The organism is Streptomyces dioscori (assembly GCF_003024195.1).
GTDB classification, from domain to species: Bacteria; Actinomycetota; Actinomycetes; order Streptomycetales; family Streptomycetaceae; genus Streptomyces; species Streptomyces dioscori.
Window position 1 is genome coordinate 61,303 of sequence record NZ_KZ679045.1, and the last position, 13,692, is coordinate 74,994.

Sequence of the window (13,692 nt, forward strand, 5' to 3'; positions counted from 1 at the left end):
CTGCCGGGCGCCTCGATGCCCCCGCAAGGAAGCCAGAGGGAGTTCCATGGGACGCACGAACCGAAAACGCCGCTCCACGCTCGCCAACCGGGCGATAGCCGCATCGGCGGCTCTCGCGCTGGGTGGCGGCGGTCTGCTTGCGGCCAACATCTACGCTTCCGCGGGCGAGAGCAAGAACTCGACGCGGAACGCGCAGACGACCGCCGCCTCGGTGGCCACGATCAAATGCCCGGACGTCGGCCAGAAGCTGACCTCCGTGCCCAAGGGCGCCCGCGCCGGTGTCGACAAGGAGCTGGCCAAGCTCGACCAGCAGGTCACGGAGGCCTATAAGCGTCTTGCGGACACGCGTCAGGCTCAGGCGGGGGACCCCGCCTACGTCAACAACGCCATCCTGAGCCCTCTGAAGTCCAAGCGTGTTGCGACGATCGACAGGATCAGCAACAACATCAAGCGCGCGGGCGGCAAGGGACCCAGAGGATGGGGCAAGTTCGCGGGCTGCCAGGGCGTACCCGCCGGCAACCCCACGGGCGGGGGCCAGGGCAACAACGGCGGCCAGGGCGGTAACAACGGCGGTCAGGGCAACAACGGTGGCCAGGGCAACAATGGCGGCCAGGGCAACAACGGTGGTCAGGCCGGCAACGGCGGCGGCCAGGGTGGCGACGGCGGTAACGGCGGTCAGGCCGACAACGGGCCCGTGGCAGCCGACTTCCAGGACATCACCCAGGTCCAGCCGAACGGCGGCCCCAAGGGTGTGGGCGCGAACGGGCTCCCCGCGAACGGGGACACCGGTTCCACCGGCACCTTCACCACGAGCTGCGGCACCAACGAGAACGAGCTCCGCAACTCGGACAACGTGATCGTCGCCCCGGGTGTCAGCAACGGCGCCCAGCACCAGCACGACTACGTCGGCAACCAGTCCAACGACGCCTTCGCGAGCGACGAGGACCTGGCGAACGCCGAGACCACCTGCCAGAACCAGGGCGACAAGTCCTCGTACTTCTGGCCGGTACTGCGTGTGCAGGACGGCAAGGACGACATCGACGCGGACGCCGCCGGTGGCGGTCAGGACGGCAACGTCGGCACGATCCAGCAGGCCAGCGAGGCGCAGCTGAAGTTCGTGGGCAACAAGCAGGGTGACGTCGTCGCGATGCCGACGGCCCTGCGCATCATCACCGGTGACGCCAAGGCCTTCGTCAACGGCCTCAACAACGCCAACACGAACTGGAGCTGCACCGGCTTCGAGGACCGCCAGCTGACGGACAAGTTCCCGATCTGCCCCGAGGGCAGCTCCGTGGTGCGCACGTCCAACTTCCAGAGCTGCTGGGACGGCCAGAACATCGACAGCGCCAACCACCGCACGCACGTGTCCTTCGTCCAGGCGGACGGCACCTGCGGCAACGGTTTCCAGGCCATCCCCCAGCTGCAGGTCCGTCTCGTCTACGACGTGGCGGCCCCGCAGATCCAGGGTGACCAGATCACCAACGCGTTCGCGGTGGACTCCTTCCCGGACCAGCTGCACAAGCCGATCACCGACCACAACGACTTCATCAACTTCTTCGACGAGAACGAGATGAACGAGGTCGTGGACTGCATCAACAGCGGCCAGAACTGCACGTAGTCCTTACGTGGCAGCCGGACGCCGAGCATGAAGAAGCCGGCGGTGGGAATTCCCACCGCCGGCTTCTTCATGTCCTGAACTCCGTCGAACGCGCGAGGTCAGCTGTGAGCGCTGCCGCTGTGCGTGCCGCTGTTGTGGCTGCCGCCCGGGTTCATGTGCTCGGAGCCTTCCTCCATGGTCCCGCCGAGCCGGCCGCGCAGCGCGGTGACCGTCTTCTTCTCCCCGACGGCGACCCACTTGCGGCCCACGAGGTAGTAGCCGCCGTAGTCCTTCGCCCCGGTCAGCCACTCGGCCTGGCCGCGGTCGGTGGCGAACGTCGCGAGGACGTACTTCTCGCCGGACTTCTTGCAGATGGCCTGCCGGATCGTGTCCGCGTCCGTCTGCATGTTCGGCTTGCAGCCCGCCTCGCTGGCGATGTGCTCCAGGCTCCCGGTGGCGGTCTCGGGAACCTTCTTCTCGTCGCCGCCGTCGGAGCCGCAGCCGGTCACCGCGAGGAGTGCCACGACCGCCCCGGCCGTGCCGACCGCGAGCCTCTTGCCCGTAAAACTCATTACGTCCGTACCTCCGGGTCCATTCCGGCGACCTGCCTCGCCGGGGCCGTGCGCCCACGCCTCCGAGAGCCCGCACAGGGGCCCCGGTCTTCGATACGGCTCCCGCAGGCTCCGCGCTCAACCGGCGACGGCACGAGTGACCGATTCCGTCATACAGGCACCACAGGACGCCTGACAGTGACCTGCGCCACAGAAGCGTTGCTTTTGATTGGCGCACGTGTGCGAAGGTGAGCAAGTGACGACAGAGGACAGTGCGACCAACAGGGCAGCGGACCGCACGGCCGGCGACACGGCCGCCGGCGCGGCGGACTGGGACGAGCGGGTGGCCGCCGCCTGGGCCGGTTTCGAGGCCGATCCGGCGACGGACGCGGCGGAGTTCCGGGCGCTGATCGACGCGCTCGCCGCCGAGTTGCCCGCCGGCAGCCCGGTCGCCCCCTTCGAGCGGGCGTGCGCCTGGGACTCGACGGGCCACTCGGACAACGCCGTTCCGCTGTACCGGCAGGCCCTGGACCTCGGCCTCGACGGCTACCGCGGCCGGCGCGCGAAGATCCAGCTGTCCAGCTCGCTGCGGAACCTCGGGCAGCCGGAGGAGGGCGTCAAGCTTCTCTCCCCCGAACTCGTGGGTGTGTCCGACGAGTTGGACGACGCCGTACGGGCGACTCTCGCCCTGTGCCTGGCGAGCCTGGGCCGTGAGCGCGAAGGCCTCTCGCTGGTCCTGGGCGCCCTCGCCCCTCATCTGCCGCGCTACCAGCGGTCCATGGCGAACTACGCGCGCCTGCTCGTCGAGCCGGAGGCATAGCACACCGCGGACAACTCCCGGTGGTGTCGGGCGGTCCAGGTGACCATCCACCGATTCGCTCGTTCTGCTGAACGTGCAGTCACAGGATGTCGCCCCGCGCCCCCGCCCCGCATCAGCCGCCGCCCCCGGGCCGGTGGTCGACATCGAGCAGGCCGAGGCCGCGCTCGTCGAGCACTATCCGCGGCTCGTCCGGCTCGCCTATCTGGTGCTGCCGCCGAGCCTCGGCCGCAACCGCCGGGTGCTCACCGCGCACGCGCTCACCCAGCGCACCCTGCCCCGCGGCCGGGCCTCCGGCGACACCGCCGTGCTCCCCGCCCAGAAAACCGTCACCGAGGGCCGCGACGCGGACCCCGGGTACGCGTACGTGCGTCTGCGCGTCCTGCGGATGGCGCTGGAGGCGGCCAGGCCGCTGACCTTCCGCGCCTGGCCCACCCGGGCCCAACTGCCGCCGCTGCTCCCGCAGGTGTGGGGCCTGCGGCTTTTCCCGCGCTCCGGCGGAGCCGATGAACTCGCTCTGGACCAGCGGCTGTCGGCGCTCTCCGCACCGGCCCGCGCCGCGTTCGTGCTGCGCGGTCTGGAGCGGATGACCGACGCGGACGTCCGCCGGGTGCTGGCCGCGGCCGGCGAGGAGGACCCGGCCGCCGCCCTCGCCGAGGCGGACGCGGTGGACACCGCCGAGGGCGCCGACGCGCTGCTGACCTCCCCCGAGTTCGACCCGTGCTCGCTGCACGCCCGGCCCACCGATCTGGTGCGCCGCCGCCAGCACATCAAGGCGGCGATCGCCGCGGCCGCCGCGGTGGCCGTGTGCGGGGCGCTCCTCGGCATGCCCGGGGACGGCTGGGGCCCCGAGGGCGCCGCCGCTCCCCCGTACGCGCAGAACCCGGCGGCCCAGGCCGCCCTCGACCCCGGCAAGCTCACGCTGGTCCCCGCCGGGGCGTGGGAGTCGTCCGCGCGCACCGACTTCTCCGTGTGGCCCGCGCGCGGCGCGCTCACCGGCGACAAGGGCCTGCTGCGCCGCGCGCTCGCCGTATGGGCGCGGCCCGGCGGGTCCGTACAGGTCTCGGCGACCCCCGGCACCCCCTCGGGTGCCCCGCCGGGACCGCCCCAGCTGCTGTACGCGGGCGAGGTCGACCAGAGCCGCGTGGTGCTGCTGTACGACGGACTGCGGATCGCGCGGTACGCCGAGGCGAAGGACGGCGGCACCCAGGGCGCGGCTCTCGACTTCGCCCGGGTCGACGGCGCCTCGGGAGCCGACGCCGACGCGCTGGTCCTCGGCCGCACCGACGGCAACGTCCGCTATCTGACGGCCCCCTGGGTGCGTACGGCCGCCGTGCGCGACCTGCTGAAGTCCACCGCCGGTACGACGCCGCTGGCGCGCTCGGCGGACGGGGTGACCGAGCCGTTCGCGAGTCCGGCGCTGCAGACCGGCGCGTGCCGTTCCTGGAACGCCCTGGAGCTGACGGACAAGACCGGTACCCGCCTGTCGACCGACCTCGGGGAACTGACGCCCGCGCGGCTCACCTCGGGCCGTCCCGGGCGGCCGGGCGACGCCTCCGCGGCGGACTGGGCCCCGCTGGCCTGCTCCCTCGCGGACGCCCGAGGCCAGGGCGTGCGCTCGGTCAACTCCTGGAGCTACGCCCGGCAGCCCCTCCCCGACGGGAGCGGCACCGCGGAGTGGCTGTGCACCCGCGCGGACACCTGGCGGGGCGGAGGTCCGCGGGTGCTCGCCCAGTTCCACGCGCCGGGGCAGCGGTTCGGCGCGGTCGTGGCGAAGGCGGAGAACGCGTCCGCGTGCGGTGCGAAGGATCCCCATGTCCTGGCGGGCGTGCTGTGGAAGTCCGTCGAGGGCGACTGGTACCTCCTCGCCGCCGGCGGCGAGGACACGGCGTCGATCCGTGCGACGGGCGGTGTGAGCGGGGCGGCGCGCAGCAATCTCCTCGCCGTGCGGGCCGAACAGGGCGCGCAGGTCGTGCTGAAGGGCACGTTGGGCAGCGGGAGGGAGATCGGCGGGCTCCGCTGAGCGGCCCGTTCGAGGCCGGTTCCGATCGGTTCGATCGGTAAGGTGTTCATATGACTACCGGGGTGCGGCGCAGAATGGGCGTCGAGGAGCGACGGCAGCAGTTGATCGGCGTCGCCCTCGACCTGTTCAGCCGGCGCTCGCCGGACGACGTGTCCATCGACGAGATAGCCTCCGCCGCGGGCATCTCACGACCGCTGGTCTACCACTACTTCCCGGGCAAACTCAGCCTGTACGAGGCCGCGTTGCAACGGGCCTCGGACGATCTGGCGGAACGTTTCGTTGAGCCGCGCGAAGGTCCGCTGGGGGCGCGGCTGCTGCGCGTGATGCGGCGGTTCTTCGACTTCGTCGACGAGCACGGGCCCGGTTTCTCGGCGTTGATGCGGGGTGGGCCCTCGGTCGGGTCCACCACGACCAACGCGCTGGTCGACGGGGTGCGGCAGGCGGCGTATCTGCAGATCCTGTCCCACCTGCGGGTGGAGCGGGCGCCTGCCCGGCTCGAACTCGTCGTCCGCTCCTGGATCTCGCTGGCGGAGGCGACCGCGTTGATCTGGCTGGACGGGCGGCGGATTCCGCGGGCGGAGCTTGAGGTTCAACTGGTACATGATTTTGCCGCGTTGGCGGCGGTCAGTGCGGCGTCGGATCCTGAGATGGCCGCGGTCCTGCGTGCGGCCTTGTCCCAGGAACCGTCCGAAAGCCCGTTCGCGGACCTGGTGGGCCGCTTGGTGGCTCTGGCCGGCTGACCCCACAGCGCGGACCGGTGGGGGCGGGCCCAAAGGATTGCGCAGTTCCCCGCGCCCCTAAAAGCCAAAAGACTGCGCAGTTCCCCGCGCCCCTGAAGGGCGCCCTTCAGGGGCGCGGGGAACTGCGCGAACGGCCCCCACCGGGCCGCACTGTGCAGTCGGCCCGCAGGCCCCGCCCCCGGGGGACCCGGACGTCAGTCCACGTGCTTCTGGTAGGACGGGGCCAGGTCGCGGACCTCCGCGGACGCGTGCAGCGCGCGTCCATCGACCGGCTTCACATGCGCCCGCACCAGCTCCAACGCCCCCGAGGTCAACGCCGACTTCACCTCGGCGGAGCGCCCCGGCAGCAGCGCCAGACCGACGTGCACCAGTTCGTGTCCCGCCACATCGGCACCCACGACGATGTCGTGCACGGCCCGGAACCGGGACTTGCACGCCTCGGGCTTCGCCGCGGCCGTCTCCACCACCATGGCGTGCAGCGCGACAGCGAACCCCTGCCGGTCGAAGGCGTCGCCGAGCGACGCGGAGTAGTCGACGGTGATCTGCGGCATGGGTGGGCACTCCTGTTCGGGGGAAACAACCCTCACCCTAGCCGCAGGGCGAGCAGCGCGATGTCGTCCTCCCGCTCATGGCCGAAGCAGTCCAGGAGTGTGTCGCACAGGGCGTCCAGACCGGGCAGCGCGCCGACGGCCGCCGCGCGGAGGTGTTCCATGGACGCCGCCAGATCCGTACCCCGTGTCTCGATCAGCCCGTCGGTCACCATCAGGAGCCGGTCGCCCGCTTCGAGGAACAGTTCGGTCGGTGCCGGATGGGGCAGTCCGATCCCGAGGAGCGGCCCGGCGGCCTTCGCGTAGTCGGCCGTACCGGTGTCGCGGATGATCAGCGGCGGGATGTGGCCGGCGTTCGCGATCCGGGTGCGTCCGGTGGCGGGGTCGATCAGCGCCAGGCAGACCGTGGTGGTGATCCCGGGGTGGTAGTACCGCAGCATCTTGTCGAGGCGTTCGGCCAGCACGGCAGGGTCGCTCTCGTCGACGCAGTAGGCGCGCAGGGCGTGCCGGATCTCGACCATGACGGTGGCCGCGTCCAGCGAGTGCCCGACGACGTCGCCCACGGCGACGAGCACGCCGTCGTCGGTGCGCAGTGCCGCGTAGAAGTCGCCGCCGATCTCGGTCTGCTGGGAGGCGGGCACGTAGCGGACGGCAACGTCAATGCCCGGCAGTTCGGGGAGCCGGTGCGGCTGGGGCAGGAAGCTGTGCTGGAGGGTGAGGGCGACGTGCCGTTCGACCTGGTACATGAGCAGCGGCTCGGCGGCGTACGCGGTGGCCTGGGCGAGCCGGGCCACCAGCGTCTCCTCCTCCGGGTTGACCCTGCGCACCCCGCGGGTGGGCGTGGCCAGGCACACCGAGGCCTTGCCGTCCTGGGTGAGGATGAGCGCCAGCCGGGCGTCGTGCTGCATGCCGGGCCGGAAGAACCCGGCGGGCCACAGCGGCGCGGGCACGGTGGTGATCTGCACCCCGGACTGCCCCCGGGTGAGCCGCCGGAGCAGCCCGGCCACGGCCCGGTGGGCGCCCTCGTCGGGCAGCGCGAGCGAGGTGCGGTCCTGGGACAGGGCGCGGTACAGCTCGTCGTCCGGGCCGAGGAAGAAGACGGCGGCGGGGCCTCCGGTGAGGCGCGCGGTGCCGTTGGCGGCGGCGTCGGCGAGTTCCTGGAGGCTGCGGGCGGCCTGGATGGTGACGATCGTCTCCGACAGCAGCGTCAGCCGCCGGGCAAGTGCCTGGTCGTCGGCCCGCAGCCGCGCGGAGCGCACGGCGGCCCGGACCACCGCGTCGATCTCCTCGGGCTCGGCCGGTACCGCCAGATATGCCTCCCCGCCCGCCTCCAGGCCGCGGCAGCGGTCCCCGGGGTGCACGGCGGAGGCCGAGAAGTGCACGACGGGCAGGCCGGCCATGTGCGGACGGGCCTTGATCCTGCGGCAGAGTTCGAAGCCGTTCATGTCGGAGAGTTCCACGTCGACGAGGGCCACGTCGGGGAGGGTTCCCCTGCGCAGCCGTGCGTCGAGTTCGACGAGTGCCTCGTTGCCGGTCGCGGCCGCGACGACCTGGTGTCCGGCCCGGCGCAGCAGGGCACCCATGGCGTACCGGCCTGCCGCCGTGTCGTCCACGAGCAGGACGGTCGCGTCGGTTCGCTTGCCGTGGACGTCCATCTGCTGCCAGCCCTCGGACATGCCGGTGGGGCGGCCCGGGGTCCCGGGGCCGCCCCACCAATGTAGTGCCCTGTCAGGAGGTCCGGGAGAACACCGCCACGGTCCGTCCGGGAACGGTGAACGTGCCCGAGTCCGCCGCGTAGGAGGCGGACTTGACGACGGTGTCCCCACCTGTGGCCTGCACGGGGTGCAGCGCGTACGGCGTGCCCTTCGCCTCCGCCACCTTCTGCTCCTGCGCCCCGGGCGTCGCGTTGAGGACGACGACGAGGTCGCCGAGTTCCATCGTGATCACTCCGGGTGTCTCGTCCTCGCCGGACAGCGGGAAGGACAGCTTCGACTGCACCTGTTGGGCGCTGCCGAGCCCGAAGTCGGCTTCACTCGTACGGATGCGCAGCAGATCGCGGTACGCGGCGGACGCGCCCTCGATCTGCGGGCAGCCCACCTCGACGGAGGTCAGCAGGGGCTTGGCGTACGACCATTTGGCCTCGTTGTCGGGGGCCGGCGGCAGCCCGCGCCCGAAGCCGTTGCCGCTGCCGGTACCGCTGCCGTCGCGGCACTTCCAGTGGATGGCGTTGAACCAGTCGCCGCTGTCGTAGGAGTTGCGGTCCAGGGACTTGGAGCGCAGCAGGTCGGTGCCCGCCTGGGAGAGCGCGGGCCCCTGCGAGAGGGTGGCCGTGGCCATCGCGAGGACCTGCATCCGTGCGCGTTCGGCCGCCGAGGTGTCCTTGGGCAGTTTGAAGGCGAGCGCGTCGAACAGTGATTCGTTGTCGTGGGCGTCCACGTAGGCGAGGGCGTCGCCGGGCGCGTCCGCGTATCCGGCGGGCGCCCCGTTGTAGTCGACCTCGGAGCCCTTGACCTGCTTGCCCGAGGTGTCGGTGAAGGTGTAGTCGGCGAGGTTGCCGGACAGGCCGACCTTGACGAGGTCCTGGTAGTGCAGCAGTCGGGCCTTCTGCTCGGCCGAACTCCCGTTGCCGTCGCTGCCGTTGGGGTCGGTGTAGAGGCCGGAGGCGAAGCCCTGGACGCCGGGGTCCTCGTCGAAGGGGCCGCCGCCGCGTACGGCGTCACGGGCCCGGTCGGAGAAGGTGGCGATGCCGGTCCCGGCCATGTTCTTCTGGGTGGCCTGGACGAACCGGGCGTCGTCCGCGACCTCGCCGAAGTTCCAGCCCTCGCCGTACAGGACGATCTTCTTGCCGTCGACGCCGTCCTTGGCGACGGTCAGCGCGTCGAGGGCCTTCCTGACCGCCAGGATGTTGGCCTTCGGGTGGTGGCCCATCAGGTCGAAGCGGAACCCGTCGACCTTGTACTCCCTGGCCCAGGTGACGATCGAGTCGACGACCAGCTTGCCCATCATGGCGTTCTCGGGTGCCGTGTTGGCGCAGCAGGTGGAGGTGGCGACCGAACCGTCGGCGAGGAGCCGCTGGTAGTAGCCGGGGACCACCCTGTCGAGCACACTCGTGTCGGCCTGACCGCTCGCGGGCGTGTGGTTGTAGACGACGTCCATGACGACCCGCAGGCCGTCCTCGTTGAGCGACTTCACCATCTGCCGGTACTCGACCGTGCGGCGCGTCCCGTCGGGGTCACTGGCGTACGAACCCTCCGGCACCGTGTAGTGGTAGGGGTCGTACCCCCAGTTGTACGCGTCCTTCGCGGCGCTCTTCGCCACGCACTCCTGCTGCTGGTCGGAGTCGGCCGCGTAGGAGCCGAGATCGCAGTCGGGGACCGCCTGGTCCGCCTTCTTCTCGGGAATGGTGGCGATGTCGAAGGCGGGCAGGAGATGGACGTACGAAGTCCCGTCCCCAGCCAGCTTCTTGAGGTGCCGGGAGCCCGCACTGTCCTTGTCGGTGAAGGCGCGGTAGGTGCCCTTGTCCTTCGCCGGGACGGTTGTGTCCTCGACGGAGAAGTCGCGGATGTGCAGTTCCTGGATCTGCGCGTCCTTCAACGGCACGGCCTTCGGCTTCTTCAGACCCGACCAGCCGCCGGGGGCGAGGGACTTGTCGTCCAGGTCGACGACGAGGCTGCGCTCGGAGTTCGCGGTGAGGGCGACCGAGTACGGGTCGGTGACCTTGTTGGTGACGACCTCGCGGACGCTCGGCGCCCACACCTTCACGACGTACCGGTAGGGCTTGTTCTTCCAGGACCCCGGCCCGGTGACGGACCAGACCCCGGAGGCGGAGTCCCGCTTCATGGGAACGGTGGCGCCACCGATCTCCAGCGAGACGCCTTGGGCGGTCGGCGCCCAGACGGCCAGCGTGGGCCGCCCGCCGCGGAACGTCGGACCGAGGTCCGCCTTGGTCGCGGCCGTCCCGTACACGTCGTCGAGCACGCCCGCGAGCTGCACACCCGTCGCCGCGAGCACGGCCCCGTTGGCGGCCCGCTGGGAGGCGACGAGCTGGCCGCTCAGCGCCTCGCGCACCCGGTTCCGGTCACGCGGGTCGACCGACCAGGCGCTGTACTCCTTGAGATGCGGGAACGCGGCCTTCTGGGCATCGGTCAGGGAGGTCTTCCCGAGCCGCAGCCACCGCTCGTCGGTGCTGGTGAGCGTGCCGTTCGCCGCCTTGATGCTGCCCTTGCGGGAGTACAGCAACTGGGTCGACGCGGCGGTCTCGTCGCCGTTCCAGGCGACGGTGTTCCGGTCGATCCAGACCGCCTTGGAGGTGGTCAGGTCGAGTGCGGCGGCGCTGCCGGCGGGCTGCGGCAGGAGGTATTTCTCCTGGCCGCCCAGCATCCACACCTCGTGGCCGTTGGCCGTGAGGTCGAGGGACTGGTCGGTGGGCAGGTCCTTCTCGTCGCCCTTGTGGAGGATGTAGCTGAGGCTCGTGGCGCCCTCGGCGAGCGGCACCTCGTAGACGGCTCCGTACGCGTCGGTCCGTACCGGTTCCAGGGGCTTGGACCAGTCCGTGGGGTGCGCGGCGCCGGTCCAGGTGTGCAGACCCCAGCCGTCGTACGTGCCGTCGGCGCGGTGGTGGTGCAGGACCGCCTTGGTCTTGTCCGGTGCCGGGTAGTCGGCGGCGGGCTTCTCGGTCCGTACGGCCTCCTTGCCCTGCTCGACCCAGACCTCGCCCGTCTTCGTGACGTCGATCGTGCGGTCGGCGGAGACGTCCTTGGTGCCGTCCTTGTCGATGACGAGGAAGTTCACGGCGGAGGCACCGGGCTTGAGCTTGACGTACGCGAAGGCCCCGTAGGCGTCCCGGCCGACGAAGTCATGGCCGTCCGGCCACGTGGTCTCCTCCCCCTCGGCGAGGTCGCCCCAGGCGTACAGCCGCCAGTCGGTGTAGTCGCCGTCCGCGCGCTTGTAGTGGACGACCGCGTAGTCGCGCGAGGAGGCGGTCGGCACCTCCTCGGCGGGCGGGGTGCCGGTGGTGGAGCCGGCCGTCGCGCTCGCGGTGCGCCCGGCCGAGTCGACGACAACGGCCTTGTAGCGCAGGGCTGTTCCGGCCGGCACGTCCTTCCCGACGACCTGGGTGACCTTGTACGGAGCGTGGTCGGCGGAGCCGAGCGTCCGCCACTTGCCCCCGCCCACCTGCGCGGCGAAGACGACCCGGTTGAGCTGTCCCCCGTCGACGTCGGCGGTGATCTCGACGGTACCGGTGGCACCTGCGGCGGGAGCCTTGAGCGTGACGGCGGGCTTGGTGGCGGGCGGGGCGAGCCGCCCCGCCGCCTTGTAGACGACGGCGGACCCGGCCGGAACGGTCACGGCGACCCGCCGGTCGGCCCCGCTCTTCAGCGACTCCTTCGTCCCGTAGACCCCACGGAAGGTCATGCCCGCGGACCCGGTCGCGAAGGTGGCGCTCTTCGCCTCGTCCGCGTTGTTCACGGCGACGACGTACTCGACACCGGTCCTCGCGTCGGTTCGGGAGAAGGCGTAGACGCCGGCGCCGTCGGCCGCGTACCGCTCGGTCTGCACACCGTCCGCGAGGGCGGGGTTGGCCTTGCGGAGCTTGGCCAGCGCGGCGATCTGCCGGTACAGGGGCGCGCTCGTGTCGTACGCGTCCTCGGCGTGCGTGCGGTCCGTGCCGAGCTGGTCGTCGTCCAGGTAGTCGGCGGTCTTCGACGCGAACATGGTCTGGCGGGCGTCCTTGTCGCCGCCCGCGCCGGTGAAGCCCTGCTCGTCGCCGTAGTAGACGACGGGGTTGCCGCGGCCGAGGAACATCAGCTCGTTGGCCAGCTTGCCCTTCTTCACCAGCTCGGCGTCGGACGCGCCGGGGTCGTCCTGCTTGAGGAACGTGCCGATGCGGCCCATGTCGTGGTTGCCGAGGAAGGTGACCTGCTCGTACGCGTTGGCCTTGTCCGTCGTGTACTTGTAGTCGTCGCCGAAGACCGAGGCCAGCCGCTGCGCGCTGCCGCCCTGGGAGGCGTACGCCCGTGCCGCGTCCTGGAAGGGGAAGTCCAGCGTGGAGTCGAGGCGGCCCTCGGTGACGTACGGGGAGGTGATCGACGTGTCGGCCGAGTACACCTCACCGAACATGAAGAAGTCGTCGCGCCCCCGCTTGGCCGCGTACGCGTCGAGCGCGGTCGCCCACTGCGTCCAGAAGTCCATGTTGACGTGCTTCACGGTGTCGATCCGGAAGCCGTCGATGCCGAAGTCCCGCACCCAGCGCTGGTAGATCTTCTCCATGCCGGTGACGACCTCGGGACGCTCGGTCCACAGGTCGTCGAGCCCGGAGAAGTCACCCTGCTCGGAGCTCTCGCCGGCGAAGGTGGAGTCGCCGCGGTTGTGGTACATCGACGGGTCGTTGAGCCAGGACGGCACCTTGGCGTTCTTCTTCGCGGGGGCCACGACGGGGGTACGCGGGAAGGAGCCGCCGTCGACGGCGGGGAACTTGCGCTGCCCGTCCGCGTAGTCGGCGTCATCGAAGGGCTCGCCGTCCTTCGTCAGATACGGGAAGGCGCCCTTGGAGAGGTAGGAGTAGGACTTCTCCTCGTAGTCGACGACGTCGGCCGTGTGGTTGGTGATGACGTCGAAGAAGACCTTCATGCCCTTGCCGTGGGCCTTGTCGATCAGCCGCTCCAGGTCGGCGTTCGTGCCGAAGTGCGGGTCGACCTGGGTGAAGTCGGTGATCCAGTACCCGTGGTAGCCGGCCGAGGCGTCGGCCCCCGTGCCCTGCACGGGCTGGTTCTTGAAGATCGGCGCCAGCCAGATGGCTGTGGTGCCGAGGTCCTTGATGTAGTCGAGCTTCTTCGTCAGGCCCTTGAGGTCGCCGCCCTGGTAGAAACCCTTGTCGGTGGGGTCGTAGCCGGTGGCGAGCCGGGAGCCGGTGAGGCCGCCCTTGTCGTTGGCGGTGTCGCCGTTGGCGAACCGGTCCGGGAGGACGAAGTAGAACTGCTCCCGGGTGAGGTCGTTGCGGGAGGGCGTCTTCGCCAGGGCCGCGTCCGAGGGGGGCGCGGGTGGGGTTGCCGCGCGGGCGGCGAGGGGCTGGACGAGCGCGGCGGCGAGGGCTGCGGCGGCGAGGGCCGCGGTCCGTCTCGGTATCACTGGCCTGACTCCTTGCGGTGGGATCGGCGTGACGCTATCCCCGCCGAAACGCTTTCTGCAAGAGCCTTGCAAGGGGTAGAAACTGGTTTCATCGACGGTCCGCTCCGACGCGGGTCACAGACGAAAGACTGCGCAGTTCCCCGCGCCCCTGAAGACGACGTTCGTCTGCGGGGCAGTGGGGGTTGCTCGCGCAGTTCCCCGCGCCCCTTGAGTGGGACGGGGCGCAGCCCCTCCCCGAGGGGCGCGGGGAACTGCGCGGCCAGCCCCCACCGGCCCGCACGTTCAGGG

The 13,692-nt window shown here is 71.0% G+C and carries 8 protein-coding genes; 4 read left to right on the top strand and 4 right to left on the bottom strand.

The window, feature by feature from the left end:
* Positions 1–46: 46 nt before the first annotated feature.
* Positions 47–1,618: a DUF1996 domain-containing protein gene (locus tag C6Y14_RS20930; RefSeq protein WP_107018302.1), complete on the top strand. Its 1,572-nt coding sequence runs from the start codon at positions 47–49 to the stop codon at positions 1,616–1,618.
* A gap of 98 nt (positions 1,619–1,716) precedes the next feature.
* Here C6Y14_RS20930 and C6Y14_RS20935 read toward each other — a convergent pair whose 3' ends face one another.
* A complete protein-coding gene (locus C6Y14_RS20935; protein ID WP_107018303.1) occupies positions 1,717–2,169 on the bottom strand; it encodes a hypothetical protein in 453 nt (150 codons plus the stop codon).
* 322 nt (positions 2,170–2,491) lie between these two features.
* On the opposite strand from C6Y14_RS20935, the gene C6Y14_RS20940 reads away from it, so the two are divergent.
* The 3 genes from C6Y14_RS20940 (at position 2,492) to C6Y14_RS20950 (ending at position 5,728) form a co-directional block, all read left to right on the top strand.
* Positions 2,492–2,968, top strand: a complete 477-nt coding sequence (locus C6Y14_RS20940) for a tetratricopeptide repeat protein (protein WP_225891212.1) — start codon at positions 2,492–2,494, stop codon at positions 2,966–2,968.
* A gap of 73 nt (positions 2,969–3,041) precedes the next feature.
* Positions 3,042–4,988, top strand: coding sequence for a hypothetical protein (locus C6Y14_RS20945; protein ID WP_107018305.1), 1,947 nt, complete (start codon positions 3,042–3,044; stop codon positions 4,986–4,988).
* 50 nt (positions 4,989–5,038) lie between these two features.
* A complete protein-coding gene (locus C6Y14_RS20950) occupies positions 5,039–5,728 on the top strand; it encodes a TetR/AcrR family transcriptional regulator (protein WP_107018306.1) in 690 nt (229 codons plus the stop codon).
* 194 nt (positions 5,729–5,922) lie between these two features.
* On the opposite strand, the gene C6Y14_RS20955 is transcribed toward C6Y14_RS20950, so the two are convergent.
* The 3 genes from C6Y14_RS20955 to pulA all read right to left on the bottom strand — a co-directional run bounded on the left by C6Y14_RS20955 (position 5,923) and on the right by pulA (position 13,404).
* A complete protein-coding gene (locus C6Y14_RS20955; protein ID WP_107018307.1) occupies positions 5,923–6,279 on the bottom strand; it encodes a 5-carboxymethyl-2-hydroxymuconate Delta-isomerase in 357 nt (118 codons plus the stop codon).
* Positions 6,280–6,311: 32 nt separating this feature from the next.
* Positions 6,312–7,931 (bottom strand): fused response regulator/phosphatase, encoded by a 1,620-nt coding sequence (locus tag C6Y14_RS20960; protein WP_107018589.1) that lies wholly within the window; start codon positions 7,929–7,931, stop codon positions 6,312–6,314.
* 73 nt (positions 7,932–8,004) lie between these two features.
* Positions 8,005–13,404 (bottom strand): pullulanase-type alpha-1,6-glucosidase, encoded by a 5,400-nt coding sequence (gene pulA, locus C6Y14_RS20965; RefSeq protein ID WP_225891182.1) that lies wholly within the window; start codon positions 13,402–13,404, stop codon positions 8,005–8,007.
* Positions 13,405–13,692: the final 288 nt, after the last annotated feature.